The sequence below is a fragment of the Pseudomonas frigoris genome (assembly GCF_047758635.1).
GTDB lineage: Bacteria > Pseudomonadota > Gammaproteobacteria > Pseudomonadales > Pseudomonadaceae > Aquipseudomonas > Aquipseudomonas frigoris.
Genome location: NZ_CP180479.1, coordinates 5787418 through 5810545, shown reverse-complemented (window position 1 = coordinate 5810545; position 23128 = coordinate 5787418). Strand labels below are relative to the sequence as shown.

At 60.3% G+C, this 23128-nt stretch carries 20 protein-coding genes; 12 read left to right on the top strand and 8 right to left on the bottom strand.

The annotated features are described in order from the left end of the window. Positions 1-4 precede the first annotated feature (4 nt). The 5 genes from lepB to pdxJ all read left to right on the top strand — a co-directional run bounded on the left by lepB (position 5) and on the right by pdxJ (position 4432). Positions 5-859, top strand: coding sequence for a signal peptidase I (lepB, locus tag ACMXYH_RS26745; RefSeq protein ID WP_415765471.1), 855 nt, complete (start codon positions 5-7; stop codon positions 857-859). A 184-nt stretch (positions 860-1043) separates the two neighbouring features. After that, positions 1044-1733 (top strand): ribonuclease III, encoded by a 690-nt coding sequence (gene rnc / locus ACMXYH_RS26740; protein WP_033053426.1) that lies wholly within the window; start codon positions 1044-1046, stop codon positions 1731-1733. Continuing rightward, the gene (era, locus tag ACMXYH_RS26735) at positions 1726-2628 is read left to right on the top strand and encodes a GTPase Era (protein WP_008151577.1); all 903 of its coding nucleotides are present in this window, start codon (positions 1726-1728) and stop codon (positions 2626-2628) included. Before rnc ends, era begins: the two co-directional genes overlap by 8 nt. 167 nt (positions 2629-2795) lie before the next feature. Continuing rightward, a complete protein-coding gene (gene recO / locus ACMXYH_RS26730) occupies positions 2796-3479 on the top strand; it encodes a DNA repair protein RecO (RefSeq protein ID WP_140677777.1) in 684 nt (227 codons plus the stop codon). 209 nt (positions 3480-3688) lie between these two features. Further along, entirely contained in the window at positions 3689-4432 is a 744-nt protein-coding gene (pdxJ, locus tag ACMXYH_RS26725) for a pyridoxine 5'-phosphate synthase (protein ID WP_150654752.1), read from the top strand. A gap of 126 nt (positions 4433-4558) precedes the next feature. Here the strand turns inward: pdxJ and mltF are convergent, their stop codons facing one another. After that, positions 4559-6019 carry a membrane-bound lytic murein transglycosylase MltF gene (gene mltF, locus ACMXYH_RS26720; protein ID WP_415765470.1) on the bottom strand — a complete coding sequence of 487 codons (1461 nt, stop codon included), beginning with the start codon at positions 6017-6019 and terminating at the stop codon, positions 4559-4561. A 274-nt stretch (positions 6020-6293) separates the two neighbouring features. Between mltF and purL the strand changes: the two genes are divergently transcribed. Both purL and ACMXYH_RS26710 read left to right on the top strand, forming a co-directional pair. Then, positions 6294-10190 (top strand): phosphoribosylformylglycinamidine synthase, encoded by a 3897-nt coding sequence (gene purL, locus ACMXYH_RS26715; protein WP_415765469.1) that lies wholly within the window; start codon positions 6294-6296, stop codon positions 10188-10190. Positions 10191-10210: 20 nt separating this feature from the next. After that, positions 10211-10522, top strand: a complete 312-nt coding sequence (locus ACMXYH_RS26710; RefSeq protein ID WP_415765468.1) for an NGG1p interacting factor NIF3 — start codon at positions 10211-10213, stop codon at positions 10520-10522. Between the two features lie 194 nt (positions 10523-10716). Here ACMXYH_RS26710 and nagE read toward each other — a convergent pair whose 3' ends face one another. The 7 genes from nagE to ACMXYH_RS26675 all read right to left on the bottom strand — a co-directional run bounded on the left by nagE (position 10717) and on the right by ACMXYH_RS26675 (position 19464). Next, entirely contained in the window at positions 10717-12432 is a 1716-nt protein-coding gene (nagE, locus tag ACMXYH_RS26705; protein ID WP_415765467.1) for an N-acetylglucosamine-specific PTS transporter subunit IIBC, read from the bottom strand. 46 nt (positions 12433-12478) lie between these two features. Next, a complete protein-coding gene (gene ptsP / locus ACMXYH_RS26700; protein WP_415765466.1) occupies positions 12479-14995 on the bottom strand; it encodes a phosphoenolpyruvate--protein phosphotransferase in 2517 nt (838 codons plus the stop codon). A 167-nt stretch (positions 14996-15162) separates the two neighbouring features. After that, a complete protein-coding gene (locus ACMXYH_RS26695) occupies positions 15163-16185 on the bottom strand; it encodes an SIS domain-containing protein (RefSeq protein WP_415765465.1) in 1023 nt (340 codons plus the stop codon). Further along, positions 16166-17272, bottom strand: coding sequence for an N-acetylglucosamine-6-phosphate deacetylase (gene nagA / locus ACMXYH_RS26690; RefSeq protein ID WP_415765464.1), 1107 nt, complete (start codon positions 17270-17272; stop codon positions 16166-16168). Before nagA ends, ACMXYH_RS26695 begins: the two co-directional genes overlap by 20 nt. Before the next feature lie 33 nt (positions 17273-17305). After that, positions 17306-18037, bottom strand: a complete 732-nt coding sequence (locus ACMXYH_RS26685; RefSeq protein ID WP_008151596.1) for a GntR family transcriptional regulator — start codon at positions 18035-18037, stop codon at positions 17306-17308. Positions 18038-18344: 307 nt separating this feature from the next. Next, positions 18345-18848: a L,D-transpeptidase family protein gene (locus tag ACMXYH_RS26680; RefSeq protein ID WP_129441472.1), complete on the bottom strand. Its 504-nt coding sequence runs from the start codon at positions 18846-18848 to the stop codon at positions 18345-18347. A 64-nt stretch (positions 18849-18912) separates the two neighbouring features. Then, positions 18913-19464, bottom strand: a complete 552-nt coding sequence (locus tag ACMXYH_RS26675; protein ID WP_415765463.1) for an NUDIX hydrolase — start codon at positions 19462-19464, stop codon at positions 18913-18915. A 304-nt stretch (positions 19465-19768) separates the two neighbouring features. Here ACMXYH_RS26675 and ACMXYH_RS26670 point away from each other — a divergent pair, with 304 nt between their 5' ends. From ACMXYH_RS26670 to purT, 5 genes are all read left to right on the top strand, one after another. Then, complete coding sequence (locus tag ACMXYH_RS26670; protein WP_129441476.1) at positions 19769-20368, top strand: CoA pyrophosphatase; 600 nt, start codon at positions 19769-19771, stop codon at positions 20366-20368. Positions 20369-20436: 68 nt separating this feature from the next. Continuing rightward, positions 20437-20961 carry a gamma carbonic anhydrase family protein gene (locus ACMXYH_RS26665; protein ID WP_007954617.1) on the top strand — a complete coding sequence of 175 codons (525 nt, stop codon included), beginning with the start codon at positions 20437-20439 and terminating at the stop codon, positions 20959-20961. Further along, positions 20958-21173, top strand: coding sequence for a DUF1289 domain-containing protein (locus ACMXYH_RS26660; protein ID WP_129441480.1), 216 nt, complete (start codon positions 20958-20960; stop codon positions 21171-21173). Before ACMXYH_RS26665 ends, ACMXYH_RS26660 begins: the two co-directional genes overlap by 4 nt. Before the next feature lie 135 nt (positions 21174-21308). Further along, positions 21309-21776, top strand: a complete 468-nt coding sequence (locus ACMXYH_RS26655) for a preQ0 transporter (RefSeq protein WP_415765461.1) — start codon at positions 21309-21311, stop codon at positions 21774-21776. Positions 21777-21875: 99 nt separating this feature from the next. Beyond that, positions 21876-23057, top strand: a complete 1182-nt coding sequence (purT, locus tag ACMXYH_RS26650; protein WP_415765460.1) for a formate-dependent phosphoribosylglycinamide formyltransferase — start codon at positions 21876-21878, stop codon at positions 23055-23057. Positions 23058-23128 lie beyond the last annotated feature (71 nt).

Genomic DNA, 23128 nt, shown 5'->3' with positions numbered 1-23128 from the left:
TCCTATGTCACTAAATTTCCCGCTGTTGCTGGTCATCGCCGTGTTCGTCTGCGGCCTGTTGGCGTTGCTCGATCTGGTTTTCCTGGCGCCGCGTCGGCGTGCCGCCATTACCTCCTATCAGGGCAGCGTCAGCCAGCCTGATGGGGTGGTGGTCGAGAAACTGAACAAAGAGCCGCTGCTGGTCGAATACGGCAAGTCGTTCTTCCCGGTGTTGTTCATCGTGCTGGTACTGCGTTCGTTCCTGGTGGAACCGTTCCAGATTCCTTCAGGCTCGATGAAACCGACCCTGGACGTTGGCGACTTCATTCTGGTGAGCAAGTTTTCTTACGGGATCCGCTTGCCGGTGATCGACAAGAAAGTCATCGAAGTGGGTGATCCACAGCGCGGCGATGTGATGGTGTTCCGCTATCCGAGCGATCCGAACGTCAACTACATTAAACGTGTGGTAGGCCTGCCGGGTGACCAGATTCGTTACACCGCCGACAAGCGTCTGTTCGTCAACGGTGAGTCGATTGCCGAACAACTGGTCGGCTCCGAGCCGGGCACGTTGGGCAGCGCCGAGCTCTACAAGGAAAAACTCGGCGCCGCCGAGCACCTGATCCGCAAGGAAATGAGCCGTTACCGCGCAACGCCGGACCATTCGTGGATCGTGCCTGCCGGGCACTACTTCATGATGGGCGACAACCGCGACAACTCGAATGACAGTCGCTACTGGGATGATCCGAGCATTCCCAAGGATCTGCTGGGCATGGTTCCCGACAAGAATATCGTCGGCAAGGCCTTCGCAGTCTGGATGAGCTGGCCGGAACCTAAACTCAGTCACCTGCCGAATTTCTCGCGGGTTGGCCTGATCAAGTAATCACACACGGCGCTGTTGAACACAGCGCCGAATGCATTTCTGGAGTCGGCACAATCGGCCCCGAAAGCATGAAGCCAATGATATTCAGGACGTTATTTTTGAACACAGCGTTAATTGTCCCAAGCCTGCGCCGCATCACGGCGATGGCGGTGGAATCCAACCACGAACTCAGCGTGGGTAAACCGTGAGCGTCTCCTTAAGCCGTCTCGAGCGTCAGCTCGGCTACACCTTCAAGGACCAGGAACTGATGGTCCTTGCCCTGACTCACCGCAGCTTTGCCGGGCGTAACAACGAACGCCTGGAATTCCTCGGTGATGCCATCCTTAACTTTGTCGCTGGCGAGGCGCTGTTCGATCGCTTCCCGCTGGCCCGCGAAGGCCAGTTGTCGCGGTTGCGCGCACGCCTGGTGAAAGGCGAGACCCTGGCCGTACTGGCTCGCGGTTTCGATCTGGGTGAATACCTGCGCCTGGGTTCCGGTGAATTGAAAAGCGGCGGGTTCCGTCGCGAGTCGATTCTGGCCGATGCCCTTGAAGCGCTGATTGGTGCGATCTACCTGGACGCCGGCATGGACATGGCACGCGAACGCGTACTGGCCTGGCTGGCCGGGGAGTTCGAAGGCCTGACGCTGGTCGACACCAACAAAGATCCAAAAACCCGCCTGCAAGAGTTCCTGCAGTCGCGGGGTTGTGAACTGCCGCGTTACGAAGTGGTGGATATCCAGGGTGAGCCGCATTGCCGGACGTTCTTCGTCGAATGTGAAATCACCTTACTGAATGAAAAAAGCCGAGGTCAGGGTGTGAGCCGTCGTATTGCCGAACAGGTAGCGGCCGCCGCAGCACTGATTGCCCTGGGCGTGGAGAATGGCCATGACTGATTCAACTGCAACTCGCTGTGGCTATGTCGCCATCGTCGGCCGTCCCAACGTGGGCAAGTCCACGCTGCTGAACCACATCCTCGGTCAGAAGCTGGCGATCACCTCGCGCAAGCCTCAGACCACTCGCCACAACATGCTCGGCATCAAGACCGAAGGCGCCGTGCAGGCGATCTACGTCGACACCCCCGGCATGCACAAAGGTGGCGAGAAAGCCCTGAACCGCTACATGAACAAGACCGCTTCGGCGGCGTTGAAAGACGTCGACGTGGTGATCTTCGTGGTTGACCGCACCAAGTGGACAGACGAAGACCAGATGGTCCTCGAGCGCGTTCAATACGTGACCGGCCCGCTGATCGTGGCGCTGAACAAGACCGACCGCATCGAAGACAAAGCCGAGCTGATGCCGCACCTGACCTGGTTGCAGGAACAGTTGCCGAACGCGCAGATCATGCCGATCTCGGCCCAGCACGGGCATAACCTCGAAACGCTGGAGCGCGTGATTGCCGGTTACCTGCCGGAAAACGATCACTTCTTCCCGGAAGACCAGATCACCGACCGCAGCAGCCGCTTCCTCGCCGCTGAACTGGTACGCGAGAAAATCATGCGCCAGATGGGCGCCGAGCTGCCGTACCAGATCACCGTTGAAATCGAAGAGTTCAAGCAACAGGGCAAAACCCTGCACATCCATGCCTTGATTCTCGTCGAGCGCGACGGCCAGAAGAAAATCATCATTGGCGACAAGGGCGAGCGGATCAAACGCATCGGCACCGAGGCGCGCAAGGACATGGAGTTGCTGTTCGACTCCAAGATCATGCTCAACCTTTGGGTCAAGGTGAAAGGCGGCTGGTCCGACGATGAACGCGCCTTGCGTTCGCTGGGTTACGGCGACCTGTAAGTCTCGGTTCCAGATACACCAGTGAGCCCCTGTGGGAGCGGGCTTGCTCGCGAATAGGATGTAACATTCAGCATTGATGTTGACTGTTACGTCGCATTCGCGAGCAAGCCCGCTCCCACATTGGTTTTGGGTTGTTTGTAAAATTGCGTTTCTCCATTGAGAACTCCATGTCCCAACCCATCGGCCAACCCGCCTTCGTGCTCCACAGTCGCGCCTACCGCGAAAACAGCGCGCTGGTGGATTTCCTCACGCCGCAAGGTCGGCTGCGGGCGGTGTTGCGTAGTGCTCGGGGCAAGGCCGGGACCCTGGCGCGGCCGTTCGTGCCGCTGGAAGTCGAGTTCCGTGGGCGTGGTGAGTTGAAGAACGTCGGTCGCATGGAAAGCGCCGGTGTTTCAACCTGGCTCAATGGTGAAGCGCTGTTCAGTGGTCTCTACCTCAATGAGCTGTTGATTCGGCTGTTGCCGTCCGAAGACCCGCATCCCGCTGTGTTTGACCACTACGCCGCGACCCTGCTTGCGCTTGCCGAAGGTCGTCCGCTGGAACCGTTGTTGCGTTCCTTCGAGTGGCGGCTGCTCGATGATCTCGGTTATGGCTTCGCCTTGACCACCGACATCCATGGCGATCCCATCGCGCCGGACGGTCTCTACCGTTTGCAAGTGGATGCGGGGCTCGAACGGGTCTACCTGCTGCAACCCGGTCTGTTCAACGGCACCGAACTGTTGGCCATGGCCGATGCAGATTGGTCAGCCCCTGGCGCACTATCGGCAGCCAAGCGATTGATGCGCCAGGCACTGGCCGTTCATCTGGGCGGTCGTCCCTTGGTGAGTCGCGAGTTGTTTCGCAAGCCATAGGGTCTGTTGATGCTTGGCAGCGGCCGCGCCGGGCGCCAACTTGGCGCAGGGCTGCGTTGCTCGGAACTTATTTGGAACAACCAAACTACGTTCCTCGCGCCTTGCCCTGCACCAAGTGGTCATCCGTCGCGGCCGCTGCCAAACATCAACAGACCCTATCTCCCCGTGTATGCTGTGCGCCGAACTTTTCCATTTTCAGGAGCGCTTCCGTGACCACCAGCAATCGCATTCTTCTTGGCGTGAACATCGACCATGTTGCCACCCTGCGTCAGGCCCGGGGCACGCGCTATCCGGATCCGGTCAAGGCAGCACTGGACGCGGAAGAGGCGGGCGCTGACGGCATTACCGTGCACCTGCGCGAAGACCGTCGGCACATTCAGGAGCGCGACGTGTTGCTGCTCAAGGATGTGCTGCAAACCCGCATGAACTTCGAAATGGGCGTAACCGAAGAAATGATGGCGTTCGCCGAACGCATTCGTCCGGCGCACATTTGCCTGGTGCCGGAAACCCGTCAGGAGCTGACGACCGAAGGTGGTCTGGACGTGGCGGGGCAGGAAGCGCGGATCAAGGCAGCGGTGGATCGCCTGGCGAAAATCGGCTGTGAAGTGTCGCTGTTCATTGATGCTGACGAGCGGCAGATTGAAGCGTCCCGTCGTGTTGGTGCGCCGGCTATTGAGCTGCATACCGGTCGTTATGCCGATGCCGAGACGCCGACCGATGTGGCTGAAGAGCTCAAGCGTGTGGCGGATGGCGTGGCGTTTGGTCTGGCTCAAGGTTTGATCGTCAACGCTGGCCACGGTCTGCACTATCACAACGTTGAAGCTGTCGCGGCGATCAAAGGCATCAACGAACTGAACATCGGCCACGCGCTGGTGGCTCATGCGTTGTTCGTCGGGTTCAAGTCGGCGGTGTCGGAGATGAAGGCATTGATCCTGGCCGCCGCAAAAGCCTAAAGCCAAACACCAAACCCTGTGGGAGCGGGCTTGCTCGCGAATGCGGTTTAACATTCAACATCTTCGTTGACTGATACACCGCTTTCGCGAGCAAGCCCGCTCCCACATTGGATCTAGGTTGTTCTGTTAGAGCTGCGGGGTGTCCTGATTCGGTTTGGTCTTGTCGACCCCCGGCACATGCAGGTTGCCCTCGGCGACCTGATTGCCTTCCAGCTGCGGCTGCGTCACCCACGTCAGGATGTCGTAGTAGCGGCGGATGTTCGCCACAAAGTGAACGGGTTCGCCGCCACGGGCATAGCCGTAACGGGTTTTGCTGAACCACTTCTTCTCGGACAGGCGCGGCAGGATTTTTTTCACGTCCAGCCACTTGTCCGGGTTCAGTCCTTCCTTGGCCGCCAGTTTGCGCGCGTCATCCAGGTGACCGCTGCCAACGTTGTAGGCCGCCAGTGCAAACCAGGTGCGATCCGGCTCCTGGATCGACTCATCCAGCTGATCCTTCATGTAGGCCAGGTACTTGGCGCCCCCCATGATGCTTTGTTTGGGGTCCAGTCGATTGGACACGCCCATGGCCTGCGCGGTGTTCTGGGTCAGCATCATCAGGCCGCGCACGCCGGTCTTCGATGTGACGGCCGGTTGCCATAGCGATTCCTGATAGCCGACCGCTGCCAGCAGGCGCCAATCGACTTTCTCTTTCTTGGCGTACGCCTTGAAGTGCTGCTCATATTTGGGCAGACGTTGCTGCAAGTGTTGGGCGAAGGTGGTGGCGCCCATGTAACCCAGTACATCGACATGCCCGTAATAGCGGTCTTTGAGACGTTGCAGGGTGCCGTTTTTCTTCACCTTGTCTAGGTAGTCGTTGATCTCGTTGAGCAAGCTGTTGTCGTCGCCAGCGGCCACTGCCCAGCTCTGGTTGCTGGCGTCACCGAGGTCGAAGGCTACCCGTACGTTGGGGAAGTAGACCTGGTTCATCGCGACTTCGTTTGAATCGACCAGGGTCAGGTCTATCTGATCTTCATCGACCATCCGCAGCAAGTCGACGACTTCAACGGCGTCGGACTCTTCGTATTCAATGCCGGGATATTTCTTTTTCAGCTCCGCCAATTGCTCGGCGTGGGTGCTGCCCTTGAGCACCATGATCTTCTTGCCCACCAGATCCTTCGCTTCGGTGGGCCGCGATTGGCCGTTGCGATAGATGATCTGCGAGGTGACTTCGAGGTAAGAGTGGGAAAACCGCACCTGCTGTTTGCGTTTGTCGCTGCTGACCAGGCCGGCAGCAGCGATCACCGGGCCGTTGGGTTTGCCCACCTGATTAAACAAGTCGTCGAGGTTGTCGGCGGTTTCGATTTTGAGTTCCACCCCCAGATCTTCGGCGAAGCGCTTCACCAGCTCGTATTCGAAGCCGGTTTCACCGTTGCGATCCTGAAAGTAGGTGGCGGGGCTGTTACGGGTAACCACCCGCAGCACGCCATCCTCCTTTACGCGCTCCAGCGTGTTGGGTTTATCAACACAGCCACTGAGCATCAGGAAGAGTCCGGTTGCGATCAGCCATTTGGCGTACCGCGGACGCAAAGCCGTTGGGGAAAACATCTGCGCAGTATACGCAAAGGACCACGAGCGCCATATCTCGACAGCGAAGGGCTTGTCTGCTAGGCAACTGAAAACCGCTCCGGAGCCCGCAGGAATGGGCCCGAGCAGCATTTTGTGACAGAAAAAATAACGCTCGGCGCGCACCGGTTTGCTGTCCGAACACCCGGCCCGACGCCCGGGTGCAGCCGCCCGTACCGTTTCGGGTGATGTCGCGGCCTGTTTAGGCTAGAATGCACGGCCTCAAAGCACACCCCTTCCCGAGGCTGTCCCGAAGATGTTGATCCTGCGCGGCGCTCCTGCCCTTTCTGCCTTTCGCCACAGCAAACTCCTTGAACAACTGAGCCAGAAGGTCCCGGCTGTCAGCGGCTTGTATGCTGAATTCGCTCACTTCGCCGAAGTTACCGGCGTCCTGACCGGCGACGAACAGCAGGTGCTCGCGCGCCTTCTGAAGTACGGCCCAAGTGTTCCAGTACAAGAGCCGACCGGTCGTCTGTTCCTGGTCTTGCCGCGGTTCGGCACCATCTCGCCGTGGTCCAGTAAAGCCAGCGACATCGCTCGCAACTGCGGCCTGACGAAAATCCAGCGCCTGGAACGCGGCATCGCGTTCTACGTCGCCGGCCAGTTCAGCGACGCCGAAGCGCAACTGATCGCAGGCGCGCTGCACGACCGCATGACCCAGATCGTCCTCGGCAACCTTGAACAAGCCGCCGGCCTGTTCAGCCATGCCGAGCCGAAACCGCTGACCGCGATCGACGTGCTGGGTGGCGGCCGCGCCGCGCTGGAAAAAGCCAACACCGAGCTGGGCCTGGCCCTGGCCGAAGACGAGATCGACTACCTGGTCAACGCCTTCGTCGGCTTGAAGCGCAACCCGCACGACATCGAACTGATGATGTTCGCCCAGGCGAACTCCGAGCACTGCCGTCACAAGATCTTCAACGCCAGTTGGGACATCGACGGTCAGAGCCAGGAAAAAAGCCTGTTCGGCATGATCAAGAACACCTACGTGATGCACAGCGAAGGTGTTCTGTCGGCTTATAAGGACAACGCTTCGGTGATCGTCGGTAACGTCGCCGGCCGTTTCTTCCCGGACCCTGAAACCCGCCAGTACGGTGCGGTGCAGGAACCGGTGCACATCCTGATGAAAGTCGAAACGCACAACCACCCGACCGCGATTGCCCCGTTCCCGGGCGCATCCACCGGCAGTGGCGGCGAGATTCGCGACGAAGGCGCCACCGGTCGCGGTGCCAAGCCAAAGGCTGGCCTGACCGGTTTCACCGTGTCCAACCTGCAAATCCCGGGCTTCGAACAGCCGTGGGAAGTGCCGTACGGCAAGCCTGAGCGCATTGTCACCGCGCTGGATATCATGATCGAAGGCCCACTGGGTGGCGCCGCGTTCAACAACGAATTCGGTCGTCCAGCCCTGACCGGTTACTTCCGTACCTTCGAACAGTCGATCACCACCCCGCGTGGCGACGAAGTTCGCGGATACCACAAGCCGATCATGCTGGCCGGCGGTATGGGTAACATCCGTGCCGAACACGTACAGAAAGCCGAGATCACCGTTGGCTCCAAACTGATCGTCCTCGGCGGCCCGGCAATGCTCATCGGCCTGGGCGGCGGCGCGGCTTCCTCCATGGCCACCGGCACCAGCTCGGCTGACCTGGACTTCGCTTCCGTACAGCGCGAAAACCCTGAGATGGAACGTCGCTGCCAGGAAGTCATCGACCGTTGCTGGCAACTGGGTGACAAGAACCCGATCAGCTTCATCCACGACGTCGGCGCGGGCGGTCTGTCCAACGCCTTCCCGGAACTGGTCAACGACGGCAACCGTGGCGGTCGCTTCGAACTGCGCAACATTCCAAACGACGAGCCGGGCATGGCCCCGCACGAAATCTGGAGTAACGAATCCCAGGAGCGTTACGTTCTGGCGGTCGGCCCGGCTGACTTCGAACGCTTCCAGGCGATCTGCGAGCGCGAGCGTTGCCCGTTTGCCGTTGTTGGCGAAGCCACTGCCGAGCCGCAACTGACCGTCACCGACAGTCACTTCGGCAACAGCCCGGTGGACATGCCGCTCGAAGTGCTGCTGGGCAAAGCCCCACGCATGCACCGTTCGGCCGTTCGTGAAAACGAACTGGGCGACGATTTCGATCCGTCGACCCTCGAGATTGCAGACTGCGTCGAACGCGTTCTGCATCACCCGGCCGTGGCGAGCAAAAGCTTCCTGATCACCATCGGCGACCGCACCATCACCGGCCTCGTGGCCCGTGATCAGATGGTCGGCCCGTGGCAGGTTCCGGTAGCCGACGTTGCCGTCACCGCCACCAGCTTCGACGTTTACACCGGTGAAGCCATGGCCATGGGCGAGCGCACTCCGCTGGCTCTGCTGGACGCTCCGGCGTCGGGCCGTATGGCCATCGGCGAAACCCTGACCAACATCGCGGCTTCGCGCATCAACAAAATCTCCGACATCAAACTGTCGGCCAACTGGATGTCCGCTGCCGGTCACCCAGGCGAAGACGCGCGTCTGTACGACACCGTTAAAGCGGTCGGCATGGAACTGTGTCCAGAACTGGGCATTACCATTCCGGTGGGCAAGGACTCCATGTCCATGGCCACGCGCTGGAACGATGAAGGCGTCGACAAGACCGTGACCTCGCCGATGTCCCTGATCGTGACCGGTTTCGCGCCAGTGGCTGACATCCGTCAGACCCTGACGCCGGAACTGCGCATGGACAAGGGCACCACCGACCTGATCCTGATCGATCTGGGCCGTGGCCAGAACCGCATGGGCGCCTCGATCCTGGCCCAGGTTCACGGCAAGCTCGGTTCGCAAGCGCCGGACGTCGACGATGCCGAAGACCTCAAAGCCTTCTTCGCCGTGATCCAGGGCCTCAACGCCGACGGTCACCTGCTGGCTTACCACGACCGTTCCGACGGTGGTCTGCTGACCAGCACCGTGGAAATGGCCTTCGCCGGCCACTGCGGTCTGAGCCTGAACCTCGACGGTCTGGCAGAAACCTCCGCCGACATCGCAGCAATCCTGTTCAACGAAGAACTGGGTGCCGTGATCCAGGTTCGTCAGGACGCTACTCCAGACATCCTTGCGCAGTTCAGCGCTGCCGGTCTGGGCGAGTGCGTGTCGGTGATCGGTCAGCCGATGAACAACGGCCAGATCAACATCACCTTCAACGGCGAAACCGTGTTCGAAGGCCAGCGTCGTCTGCTGCAACGTCAGTGGGCTGAAACCAGCTACCAGATCCAGCGTCTGCGTGATAACGCCGACTGCGCCGAACAAGAGTTCGACGTGTTGCTGGAAGAAGACAACCCGGGCCTGAGCGTCAAGCTGAGCTACGACGTCAACCAGGACGTCGCCGCGCCTTACATCAAGAAAGGCATCCGCCCACAGGTTGCCGTGCTGCGTGAGCAGGGCGTCAACGGTCAGGTGGAAATGGCGGCCGCGTTCGACCGCGCCGGTTTCAACGCGATTGACGTGCACATGAGCGACATTCTGGCCGGCCGTGTCGACCTGAACGAGTTCAAAGGCCTGGTGGCGTGCGGCGGTTTCTCCTACGGCGACGTTCTCGGTGCCGGCGAAGGCTGGGCCAAGTCCGCGCTGTTCAACAGCCGCGCTCGCGACGCGTTCCAGGGTTTCTTCGAACGTAACGACAGCTTCACCCTCGGCGTGTGCAACGGTTGCCAGATGATGTCCAACCTGCACGAGCTGATCCCTGGCAGCGAGTTCTGGCCGCACTTTGTGCGTAACCGTTCCGAGCAGTTCGAAGCCCGTGTGGCGATGGTTCAGGTCCAGGAATCGAACTCGATCTTCCTGCAAGGCATGGCCGGTTCGCGTATGCCGATCGCTATTGCTCACGGTGAAGGTCATGCCGAGTTCGCCAGCGAAGAAGCGTTGCTGGAAGCTGATCTGTCGGGTTGCGTGGCGATGCGTTTTGTCGACAACCACGGCAAGGTCACCGAAAACTACCCGGCCAACCCGAACGGCTCGCCGCGCGGGATCACTGGTTTGACCAGCCGCGACGGTCGCGTAACGATCATGATGCCGCACCCGGAGCGTGTGTTCCGCGCCGTGCAGAACTCGTGGCGTTCGGAAGACTGGAACGAAGACGCACCTTGGATGCGTATGTTCCGTAATGCGCGCGTCTGGGTAAACTAAAAGCGGGTTAACTAAGCGCCGTGTACAAGCTCAGCTTTTTTGTTCCAACCAGTCACGTCGAAGACGTGAAAAGTGCCGTATTCGCCGCCGGTGGTGGACGGATTGGTACTTACGACCATTGCGCCTGGCAAGTGCTCGGCCTCGGCCAGTTTCGCCCGTTGGATGGCAGTCAGCCGTTTATTGGTGAAGCGGGGCAGGTCGAGCAGGTTGAGGAATGGAAGGTTGAGCTTGTCGTGGCGGATGAGTTGATTCGCGCTGTGGTGATGGCTCTGAAGCAGAGTCATCCCTATGAGACGCCGGCTTATGAGGTGTGGCGGCTGGAAGATTTCTGATCTCACCGACCGCTGAATGAGAAACCCGTTGAATTAGCGTTCAGCGGGTTTTTTGTTGCCTGAACAATCAATGAATGCACCACCCCTTGTAGGAGCTGTCGAGTGAAACGAGGCTGCGATCTTTTGATTTTGATTTTTCAAGATTAAAAGATCGCAGCCTCGTTTCACTCGACAGCGCCTACAGAGGGCGTGGTTTAAACCTTGGCACTCACCTCACTGCGATTCACCAACGCCTCCAGCGCATCACTCAACGTCGGTGCCTTATCGCCAATCAGCAGATGCCAAACCCCACCGTCCAACTGGCTGATACCCTGGCATCCCAGCGCCTTCAGATCACATTCCGACAACGCCTTGCCATCTGCCAGTTGCAATCGAATCCGGGTCATGGCGATGCAATCCATCTGCAACACGTTCTCGCCACCGCCCAACGCATTCAGCCATTGCTGCGCTTCTGAATTCGCCACCGCCGCAGGTTTCGGCGCATCGATAACAGCAGGAGGGGAGGAAACAAGTGCGCGCCCCAATGCAGGCATCGCCAAGCGAATCTCATCGGCAATGCTGTCGGCCATCGGCCCGACCACGACCTGCAAACTCCCACCCTTGCCCGGACGCACAACCGCCATCGCACCCAGCGCTTTCAACTCCGCATCGTTTGCCTTGTTGCGATCCACCATGTCCAGCCGCAACCGAGTGGTGCACGCACCCACGGTGATCAAATTCTGCGCACCACCCAGCGCCTTGATGTAAGCCCCGGCCCGTTCATTCTCGGCGATGACTACTTTGTCGCCCTTCAGAACATCTTCGCGCCCTGGCGTCTTCAAGTTGAAACGACGAATGCAGAAATCAAACACCACGTAGTAGATCACCGCATACGCCAGGCCGACCGGTACCATCAACCAGCCGTTGGTGGATTTTCCCCAGCCGAGAATCATGTCGATCAAACCACCGGAAAACGTAAACCCGAGGTGAATGTTCAGCAGGTTGGTGATCGCCATCGACAGGCCAGTCAGCAACGCATGCACGAGATAAAGCAGCGGCGCGAGGAACATGAAGGCGAATTCTATCGGCTCAGTCACACCGGTTAAAAACGACGTCAGCGCCATCGACAGGAAGATCCCGCCCATGACTTTGCGGCGCTCCGGCAAAGCATTGCGGTACATCGCCAGGCACGCGGCGGGGAGGCCGAAGATCATCATCGGGAACATGCCGGTCATGAACTGGCCGCCCTTCGGGTCACCGGCGAAGTAGCGCGACAGGTCGCCGGTGACGATGGCGCCCGTGGTCGGGTCAGTGAAGTTGCCGAAGACGAACCACGCCATGTTGTTGAGGATGTGGTGCAGCCCGGTGACGATCAGCAGGCGGTTGAAAACGCCAAAGACGAACGCGCCGAAGCTGCCGCTTTCCATCATCAACGTGCCGAAGCTGTTGATGCCGTGCTGGATGGGCGGCCAGATCAAGCCGAAGATGACGCCCAGGCCGACGGCGGCGAACCCGGTGACGATCGGCACGAAGCGCCGGCCGCCGAAGAACGCCAGGTACTCCGGCAGCTTGATGTCCTTGAAACGATTGTACAGCGCGCCCGCCATCAGGCCGCTGACGATCCCGGCGAGCATGCCCATGTTGATGCTCGCGTCGAGCACCTTGAGGGTGGAGATCATCACCAGGTAGCCAATGACTCCGGCGAGGCCTGCGGTGCCGTTGTTGTCCTTGGCGAAACCGACCGCGATGCCGATGGCGAAGATCATCGCCAGGTTGGCGAAGATGACCTGGCCGGCGTCGTGGATGATCGCGATGTTCAGCAGATCGGTGTCGCCCAGGCGCAGCAACAGGCCGGCGATGGGAAGGATCGCGATCGGCAGCATCAGCGCGCGGCCGAGGCGCTGCAGGCCTTCGATGAAGTATTGGTACATGGCGGTTCTCCCTGTGTTCTTTTTGTTTTAGAGCTGTTGTAGTTGTTCAGCTCAGAGGCCATTGCTGGTGACAGGCGTGACGCACCGCGCTGGCGCTGCTCAACTTGAGCAGGTCCTGGCTGATGCGTCGGCATTCGCTCGCGTCCAGGTGACGGACGCGGTCCTTGATTTCACCGATCTGCACCGGGCTGACCGACAACTCGCTGACGCCCAGGCCGATCAGTACCGGCGTGGCCAGCGGATCGGAGGCCAGCGCGCCGCAGACACCGACCCAACGGTTATGCACCGCAGCACCGGCGCAGGTCTGGGCGATCAGCCGCAGCAGCGCCGGGTGCATGGCGTCTACCCGCGAGGCGAGGCCGGCGTGATCGCGGTCCATGGCCAAGGTGTATTGCGACAAGTCGTTGGTGCCGATGGACAGGAAGTCCGCATGCTCTGCAAGCTGCTCGGCCAGCAGTGCGGCGGCGGGGACTTCGATCATCACGCCCAGCTCCGGGCGCTCACTCACACCAAGTTCAGTGCACAACGCGTCGAGACGCTGGCGGATGTGCAGCAACTCATCGACTTCGGTCACCATCGGCAACAGGATCCGGCAGCGCGACAGCGGGCTGACATGCAGCAAGGCGCGCAGTTGCTGATCGAGAATTTCCGGACGGACCTGAGCCAGGCGAATACCGCGTAGGCCAAGCACTGGATTGGCCTCAGCCGGTAATGGCAAATAGTCGAGTTGCTTGTCTCCGCCGACGTCGATGGTGCGGATGATCACCGACTTGTCGCCCATGGCATCGAGTACGGCTTGATAGGCAAGACGCTGTTCTTGTTCGTCCGGCGCGGTGTTGCGATCCACAAACAGAAACTCGGTACGCAGCAAGCCGACGCCGTCGGCGCCATTGGCCAGGGCATCAGCCGCTTCGGCGCTGGAAGCCACATTGGCGGCGACTTCAATGTGCAAACCGTCGAGCGTCAGCGCCGGGGTGTGTGCCTGAGCCTGTTGCTCGGCGCGGCGCTGTTGATGATCGAGTTGTGCTTGATGCACTTCGGCCAAACGTTCGCCATTTGGCATCAGTTCGAGGCGAGCACCATCGGCATCCAGCACAACCGCTTGGCCTTGCTGCTGATCCAGCAGCGTAGAACCCAGCGCGACCATGCACGGCAAGCCTTTGCCTCGCGCGAGAATCGCCACGTGGGAAGTCGCGCCGCCCTCAACCATGCACAACCCGGCGACACCTTGCTGGCTCAGTTGCAGCAGATCGGACGGCGTCAGTTCATGGGCGGCGACGATGGCGCCGGCCGGCACGTCGTAGTGCCAGGTTTCGCCGAGCAGGGCACGCAGCACGCGTTGTTTGAGGTCGCGCAGATCGTTGGCGCGTTCGGCCAACAACGGGCTGCCGAGTTGCTGGAGCACCTCGCACTGCACGTCGATCGACTGGCTCCAGGCGTGGGTTGCGGCCATGCCCTGATCGATGGAAGTGTTCGCTGCGTTCAGCAGCGCGGGGTCTTCGAGCAAGGCGAGGTGCGCGGCAAAGATCGCTTCTTCGTCGGTGTTTTTATGTTTCCTGGCTTGGGCCAGCGTGTGGTCGATTTGACTGCGCACAACGGTCAGCGCGGCGTCGAGAACGTGTAGCTGTTGCTCGGGATCATGGTTGCCGGCGTCCACCGGCAGGCTGATAGCGGTCAAGCGGAACAACGGCCCGCCAACCAGACCGGGAGCGGCGCAGACGCCGTGCAGCACACCCGCTTCGGCCGCTCGAGTGCGTCGGGCAATCGGTGTCGGCGCGGCGGCGTGGCTGTCTTCGGCCAGTGCTGTGGATAACGCGATCAGCAACGCTTGCAACGCGGCTTCGGCGTCCGGGCCCTGGCAGCTGACCTGAACCTCGTCCTGCTCGCCGACAGCCAAACCCATCAACCCGATCAAGCTGTCGCAGGTCGCCGATTTGCCAGCGAAGTGCAGCTGCGATTTGCTCTTGAAACCTTGTGCCGTCTGACGAATCAGCGCTGCCGGACGGGCATGCAGACCGCCACGATGGGCGATGCGAATGTGGCCGTAAATCTCTTCCCCGGAGAGCTCCGCTTCAGCCTGCGCGCCCGACGCGTGCCGACGAATGATGTGCAGCAATGGCTCGCCAACTTTCACCGACTTCAGCGTGATTGGCCGCGCCTGAAAGTCCTGGCTGTTGGTCAGGATCATCAGGCTGACCAGGCTTTTGCACTGTTGCGCGACCTTGTCCAGGTCATAGCGCAACAGCGGCTGGCCGTTGCTGACCCGCGCACCTTCCTTGACCAGCATCGAGAAGCCTTCGCCCTGCAGCTCGACCGTGTCGAGGCCCAGGTGCAGCAGCAATTCGGCGCCGTTGTCGGCACGCAAGGTGACGGCGTGGCCGGTGCGCGCGACGTGCACCACGATGCCGGCGCACGGGGCGTGGAGGGTGTCGTTCAGCGGATCGATGGCGATCCCGTCGCCCATGGCGCCGCTGGCGAACACCGGGTCCGGGACTTTGGCGAGCGTGAGCACCGGGCCGCTGAGCGGGGCGCTGAGGGTCAGCTCTTTATTATTGTTGTGCATGGCTCGGTCTCATCAGTAAAAACGGTTCGGATCAACTCGCCCTGTAGCAGCTGTCGAGTGAAACGAGGCTGCGATCTTTTGATCTTGTTTTTAAAAATCTAAAGTCAAAAGATCGCAGCCTCGTTTCACTCGACAGCTCCTACAGAAGTTTTCGTGCGGCCTTCGAGTTAGTGCGTGCGCGTCACTTTGCTCAAATGCCGCGGCTGGTCCGGGTCCATGCCTCGGGCGACGGCCAAACCGGCGGCCATGACGTAGAAACTCTGGATCGCCAGAATCGGGTCGAGGGCCGGGTGCTCGGCGCGGCTCAGGGTGAGGTCGCGTTCGGCAATGTCATCCGGTGCGGCCAGCAAAACGCGGGCACCGCGCTGGCACATGTCGGCGGCGAGGCTCAGCAAACCGGCCTGCTCGGCACCGCGCGGGGCGAAGATCAGCAGTGGATAATTTTCGTCGATCAACGCCATCGGGCCGTGACGAACCTCGGCGCTGCTGAAGGCTTCGGCCTGGATCGCCGAGGTTTCTTTGAATTTCAACGCAGCTTCCTGGGCGATGGCGAAACCGGCGCCACGGCCAATTACCATCAGGCGCTGGCAATCACGCAGGGCATCGATGGCCAGGCTCCAGTCCTGTTTCGCCGCCTCGCGCAAACCTTCCGGCAGCGCGAGACCGGCCTCCAGCAATTGCGCATCCTCTTTCCAGTGGGCGATCAAACGGGCGCTGGCGCTGAGGGTGGCGATAAAACTCTTGGTCGCGGCGACGCTGCTTTCGGTGCCAGCGCACAGCGGCAGGCTGAACTCACACGCGGCCTCCAGCGGCGAACTCTCGGCGTTGACCATCGAGATGCTCAGGGCGCCGCGCTTGCGCAGCAGACGCATGCTGTTCACCAGATCGGGACTTTGCCCGGACTGCGAAAAGGCGAACGCCACTTGGCCGCTGACCTTCAACGGCGCTTGCAGCATGGTCACCACCGACATCGGCAACGACGCCACCGGGAAGCCCAATTGCTGCATGGTCAGGTAGGCGAAGTAACTTGCAGCATGATCGGAGCTACCGCGAGCGACCGTCATCACCACTTGCGGTGGCTGACGGCGCAGGCGCCCGGCGATCTCGATCATCTGTGGGTCGAGTTGCTGCAATTGGGCTTGCACGGCCTCGAATGAGGACAGCGCCTCTTCAAGCATTTTTGAAGTCAATGTCTTCTCCTTCGACCATGACGGCGGTCAGTGTGAGTGAGCGATCCAGCCGCACGCAGTCGGCCCAGCTGCCGGGTTGCAGGCGCCCGCGTTCGGTGAGGCCGAGGTAGTCGGCGGGGAATTGCGAAAGACGTTGCGAGGCCTCGGCGATCGGCAAACCGATCTTCACCAGATTGCGCAGGGCCTGATCCATGGTCAGCGTGCTGCCGGCCAGCGTGCCGTCGGGCAAGCGCACACCGCCCAGGCATTTCGTCACGGTGTGGCTGCCGAGCTTGTATTCACCGTCGGGCATGCCGGCGGCGGCGGTGGAGTCGGTGACGCAATACAGGCACGGGATTGAACGCAGGGCCACACGGATGGCGCCGGGGTGCACGTGCAGCAAGTCCGGAATCAACTCGGCGTATTTGGCGTGGGCCAGTGCCGCGCCGACGATGCCCGGCTCGCGGTGATGCAGCGGGCTCATGGCGTTGTAGAGGTGAGTGAAGCTGCTGGCGCCGGCGTTCAGCGCGGCAACGCCTTCCTCGTAACTGCCGAGGGTATGGCCGATTTGCATGCGTACGCCACGAGCGCTGAGGTTGCGGATCAAGGCGTCGTGGCCGGCGATTTCCGGGGCGATGGTGATCACCCGGATCGGCGCCAGTGCCAGGTACTCTTCGACTTCGGCCATCAACGCGGTGTGGGCGAAATTCGGTTGGGCGCCGAGTTTGCCGGGGTTGATGTACGGGCCTTCGAGGTGCACGCCGAGGACTCGGGCGCTGCCTTTCAAGCGTTGCTCGCAATACTCGCCGAGGGCGTTAAGCACGCTGGAAATTTCTGCAGGCGGCGCGGTCATGGTGGTCGCCAGCAGCGAGGTCGTGCCGAAACGCACGTGGGTTTTGGTGATGGTCTCGAAGGCTGGCGCGCCTTCCATAATGTCTTTTCCGCCGCCGCCATGAACGTGCAGGTCGATGAAACCCGGCAGCAGGTAAGGCAGGTCGTTGTCGGCCGGATCGCACGGCTGGCCTTCGATCGACACGACCTTGCCGTGTTCGTGAATCAGCCGGCCGCGAACCCAGCCGCGGGCGGTGAGGATGTTGTCTTCGGACATGATCAGCTCTCGGTTCTTTAGCGGCGAAGCGGGTTATCGACGAAGCTCTGCGACAAAGTCGTAGTAGTCGTTGCGGCAATAGGTGTCGGTGACTTCGATCGGCGTGTTGTCTTCCAGGTACCCGACCCGGGTCATCAGCAGCATGGCGGTGCCGGGCGCGATGCCGACCAGTGCGGCGAATTCGTCCGAGGCGTTGATCGCCTGAATGTGTTGCAGCGCGCGGACAATCGGTTTGCCGATGCCGTCGAGGTATTCGTAGAGGGAGTCGCCCACGGCTTGCGGCTTGGGAATGATCGAGGCGGGCAGGGTGCTCATCTCGATCGCCATCACCGTGTCGTCGGCTTTACGCAGGCGTTTGAGCCGCGCGACCTTGTCGTTCGGCGAGAGGCCCAGGCGGATCAGTTCTTCGTGGGTCGGCGGAGTGATTTCACGCTCCAGCCATTGCGAGCCGGGGACGAAGCCCTTCAGCCGCAGCATTTCGCTGAAACCCGAGAGGCGCGACAGCGGTTGTTCCAGGCGCGGGGTGATAAAGGTGCCGGAACCCTGGTTGCGGCGGATCAGACCTTGCTCGAACAGAACTTCCAGCGCCTTGCGGGCGGTGACGCGGGAGATGCCCAGCATTTCGCTGAGGTTGCGCTCCGACGGCATGGCCTGTTCGGCTTTCCACTGGCCGGCATGGATCGCCGCTTCCAGATTGCGCGCCAGTTGCAGGTACAACGGCGTGGGCTGGGTGTCGTCAGGGCGTAGGGCCTGGAGGTCATTCATGTAGGTTTGGTCCGATGCGGATATTGGAGAGTTGTCGCCCGGTGGCGGGGTGAAAACTAATACCACTTAAATACCATGTCAATGAGACCACATTGCTGTTGGCGTGGGAAAGCCTGCCCGGATTGATGGGTAATAGAATTTCTGGTTTGAAGTGGTATTAGAGGTGGGAGTTTTGAAAGCAAAGATCGCAGCCTGCGGCAGCTCCTACTGACGGGAGTGGTATCTACCCGGTAGGAGCTGCCGCAGGCTGCGATCTTTTGAATTAATTTTTCGAGGAGCGACCAACGGTAGCAAATTTGCGTGGGGATTACGGACGGATTTCGATCATCGTGCCGTCCGGCACCAAACCCCAGACCTCGCGCATGTCCATGTTGCGCATGGCAATGCAGCCGTCGGTCCAGTCCAGCGTATGGAACAGGTCTTCTGGGTTTTCTTCAGTGTCCGGGGTGCCGTGGATCATGATCATGCCACCGGGTTCGACGCCTTCACGCCGGGAGCGCGCGGAGTCACTGATGTTCGGGTAGGAGATGTGCATCGCCAGATTGAAACGGTCACTGACCTTGCGCCAGTCCAGCCAATAAAAACCTTCAGGCGTGCGTTTGTCGCCTTCCATGAGTTTCGGGCCGATGGGTCTTTTTCCCAATGAGATGCGATAGGTCTTGATCGGCTTGCCGTCATTGATCAATTGCATTTGGTGGGCGGACTTGAGTACGAGAACTTTTTCGATGACTTTGCCGTCCAGGGTTTCAGCGACGGAAGCCTGGGAGATAGCAACGAACGACAAGCAAAACACGGCAAGCAACCAGCGCATTGAAACGATATCCCTAAGAGGTGTCGCGACTATTTAGTTATAGGTGATTTTAGATCAAGGAGCTTTATGTAATGGCAGGCTGAGCAAGCGGCGGGATCGACTCGGACCGCACGGGGTAGACCTCGGTCAGCCGGTCAGCGAATAAGCATTCTAAGGTACGGCCCACCGTGCGGAAAGCCAGCTCGGACCAAGGGATGTCGGCTTCTTCGAAAAGCGCTACTTCCAGGCTCTCGGGACCGGCGGAAAAGTCCAGGTCCACCAGCTCGGCGCGGAAGAACACATGCACCTGGCTGATGTGCGGCACGTCGATCAACGTATAGATGCTCAGGTTGCGCACCCGCGCGCAGGCTTCTTCGGCCGTCTCGCGAATGGCCGCCTGCTCGATGGTTTCACCGTTTTCCATGAAACCGGCGGGCAGGGTCCAATAACCGAGCCGAGGCTCGATGGCGCGGCGGCACAGCAAGACCTTGGAGCCCCAGGTCGCCACGCAACCGGCGACGATATTGGGGTTCTGGTAGTGAATCGCCTGACAGCTGTCACAGACAAAACGCAGGCGCGAATCGCCCTCTGGAATGCGCTGGGTCACCGGGTTGCCGCACTGACTGCAAAATTTCATGCTTGGGTTCCTGAATGCTGCGCCTATCTTGGCGTGCGGCGGTGTCTGTCGGCAAGTTGTCGTTTAGCGACATGCAGTGGTTATGGGGTTGGGTGGTCGGTTCGATTGGTGCATGATGCATAGGGTCTGTTGACGTTTGCTGGCGAACTGCGTTGCAGTGCCAACGCGTGCGAGGCAAGGCGCGGGATGCAGCTAATGGCTGTTCCCTTGGCAAATCCCGCAACGCAGCATCGCGCGCGTTGGCGCGCAACGCGGTTGTCAGCAAACGTCAACAGACCCTACGGCCAACAGATCGAGAAGACTCATGCTGGACGAGCTACTGCATCGAGTAAGCAACCACACCCCATGCACATTGGAAACCGATAAACGTTTCCCCGAGGCCGCAGTGCTGGTGCCCATCACCCGCAGTGACGAACCAGAACTGGTTCTGACCCTGCGCGCCAGCGGGCTCTCGACCCATGGCGGCGAAGTCGCCTTTCCCGGCGGGCGGCGCGACCCCGAAGACCCTGATCTGATTTTCACCGCCCTGCGCGAAGCCGAAGAAGAAATCGGCCTGCCGCCGGGGCTGGTCGAAGTGATCGGCCCGCTGAGCCCGTTGATCTCCCTGCACGGCATCAAGGTCACACCCTATGTCGGTGTGATTCCGGACTTTGTCGAGTACCGGGCCAACGATGCCGAGATCGCCGCAGTCTTCAGCGTACCGCTGGAGTTCTTCCGCAAGGATCCGCGCGAACACACCCATCGAATCGATTACCAGGGTCGCAGTTGGTACGTGCCGAGCTATCGTTATGGCGAGTACAAAATCTGGGGCCTGACGGCGATTATGATCGTCGAGTTGATCAACCTGCTCTATGACGCCAAAATCAGTCTGCATCAACCACCCCAAACGTTTATCAACACCTGAAGCCATCGCTCGTAGGGTGTGAACCCCGCTTTTTGCAAGTGAGCCTGCCTGGCCTTGAGGACAATAAGATGAAATATCGCCTGGGCGACGCCCGCGTCGAAACCCATCCGCAGAGCTGGGTCGCACCCAATGCCGTGCTGGTGGGTAAGGTCAAACTGGAAGAGGGCGCTAACGTCTGGTTCAACGCTGTGCTGCGTGGCGACAACGAACTGATCCTGATCGGCAAGAACAGCAACGTCCAGGATGGTACGGTGATGCACACCGACATGGGTTACCCGCTGACCATCGGCACCGGCGTGACCATCGGCCATAACGCCATGCTTCATGGCTGCACGGTGGGCGATTACAGCTTGATCGGGATTAACGCGGTGATCCTCAACGGCGCGAAAATCGGCAAGAACTGCATCATCGGCGCCAACTCGCTGATCGGTGAGGGCAAGGAGATTCCAGACGGTTCGCTGGTCATGGGTTCCCCCGGCAAAGTGGTGCGCGAGCTGACCGAGCCGCAGAAAAAAATGCTGGAGGCCAGCGCTGCTCACTATGTGCATAACTCGCAACGGTATGCCCGCGATCTGGTTGAGCAGGAAGAATGAGCACGCCCGAGCGCCCGGTTCGATCGCCTTGCGTAAATATCTGCGCGCTGGACGAGGACGATATTTGCACCGGGTGTCAGCGCACAGTGGAAGAGATCACGCGCTGGAGCCGGATGGAAAACGAAGAGCGCCGTAAGGTGTTGGGGTTGTGTCATGAGCGGGCGAAGTCGAGCGGGTTACTTTGGATGATTAACAAAACGCCTGACCTGTAGGAGCTGACGAGTGCAACGAGGCTGCGATCTTTTGATCTTGCCTTTATAAAACAACGTCAAAAGATCGCAGCCTCGTTGCACTCGTCAGCTTCTACGATACTCTGTGCGCCAAATTGACAGGTATCCCGCCGCCTCATGTTCTTCCTGATCGCTTACATCAGCAGCGTCGTGCTGATCAACTTCGCCTTTTCCACCGCTCCGCACCTGGACATCATCTGGTCGGCCTGGGGTGGTTTGGTGTTCGTTTTGCGCGATATGGTGCAAACCCGTTTCGGCCATGGTGCGATCGCGGCGATGCTGGCGGCGCTGGTGTTGTCTTACGTGACGTCCGATCCCTCCATCGCGCTGGCCAGCGCCACGGCGTTCGCAGTGTCCGAATGCATCGATTGGCTGGTGTTCAGCATCACCAAGCGTCCCTTGCACGACCGCCTGTGGATAAGTTCGGCCCTGAGCATTCCGCTCGATAGCTTCATTTTCTTCGGCATGATCGATGCGTTCACCCCGGGTGTGATCCTCACCGCCATGGGCTCGAAGTTCGCCGGCGTGACTACCGTGTGGTTGATCATGGCCTGGCGCTTGCGCAAGCAGGCCGTCGTCAGCTGAAGCCAAACCCGCAGGTTCATGTAAAATGCCGCGCTTTCTCCCCATGGGAAGCGCGCCAGGCGCAGCTACCCTCGATGATCCGCTTCTTGAGGACCTGAGATGACCCGTATCGGAACTCCATTGTCGCCAACCGCGACCCGCGTATTGCTGTGTGGCTGTGGCGAGTTGGGCAAGGAAGTGGTGATCGAGCTGCAACGCCTGGGCGTTGAAGTGATTGCCGTGGATCGCTACGCCAATGCGCCTGCCATGCAAGTCGCCCATCGCAGCCATGTGATCAACATGCTCGACGGCGCCGCTCTGCGTGCGGTGATCGAAGCCGAAAAACCGCATTTCATCGTGCCGGAAATCGAAGCCATTGCCACCGCGACCCTCGTGGAGCTGGAAGCCGAAGGCTTCACCGTGATCCCGACCGCTCGCGCCGCGCAGCTGACCATGAACCGCGAAGGCATCCGTCGCCTGGCCGCTGAAGAGCTGGACCTGCCGACCTCGCCGTACCACTTCGCCGACACCTTCGAGGATTACAGCAAGGCAGTCCAGGACCTGGGCTTCCCGTGCGTGGTCAAGCCAGTCATGAGCTCCTCGGGCAAAGGCCAGAGCCTGCTGCGTAGCGTCGATGATGTGAAGACGGCCTGGGATTACGCTCAAGAAGGCGGCCGCGCCGGTAAAGGCCGCGTGATCGTCGAAGGCTTTATCGACTTCGACTACGAAATCACCCTGTTGACCGTGCGTCACGTTGGCGGCACTACGTTCTGCGCGCCAGTCGGCCACCGTCAGGAGAAGGGCGACTATCAGGAATCCTGGCAGCCACAAGCCATGAGTCCGATTGCCTTGGCCGAATCCGAGCGCGTTGCCAAAGCCGTCACTGAAGCCTTGGGCGGCCGTGGTCTGTTTGGTGTTGAGCTGTTCATCAAAGGTGATCAAGTCTGGTTCAGCGAAGTCTCGCCGCGTCCACATGACACCGGTCTGGTGACGTTGATTTCCCAGGACCTGTCGCAGTTTGCGCTGCACGCACGGGCGATTCTGGGCCTGCCGATTCCATTGATCCGTCAGTTCGGCCCATCGGCTTCGGCGGTGATTCTGGTGGAAGGGCAGTCGACTCAGACGGCTTTCGCCAATCTTGGTGCTGCGTTGAGCGAGCCGGATACAGCGTTGCGTCTGTTCGGCAAGCCTGAGGTCAATGGTCAGCGTCGGATGGGTGTGGCGTTGGCGCGTGATGAGTCAATTGACGCGGCTCGTGCTAAAGCGACCCGTGCTTCTCAGGCTGTTGTTGTAGAGTTGTAAACCGAGTCGCGGCTATCGCGAGCAAGCTCGCTCCCACATGGGAATTGGGGTGTACACACAATCTGTGGCCA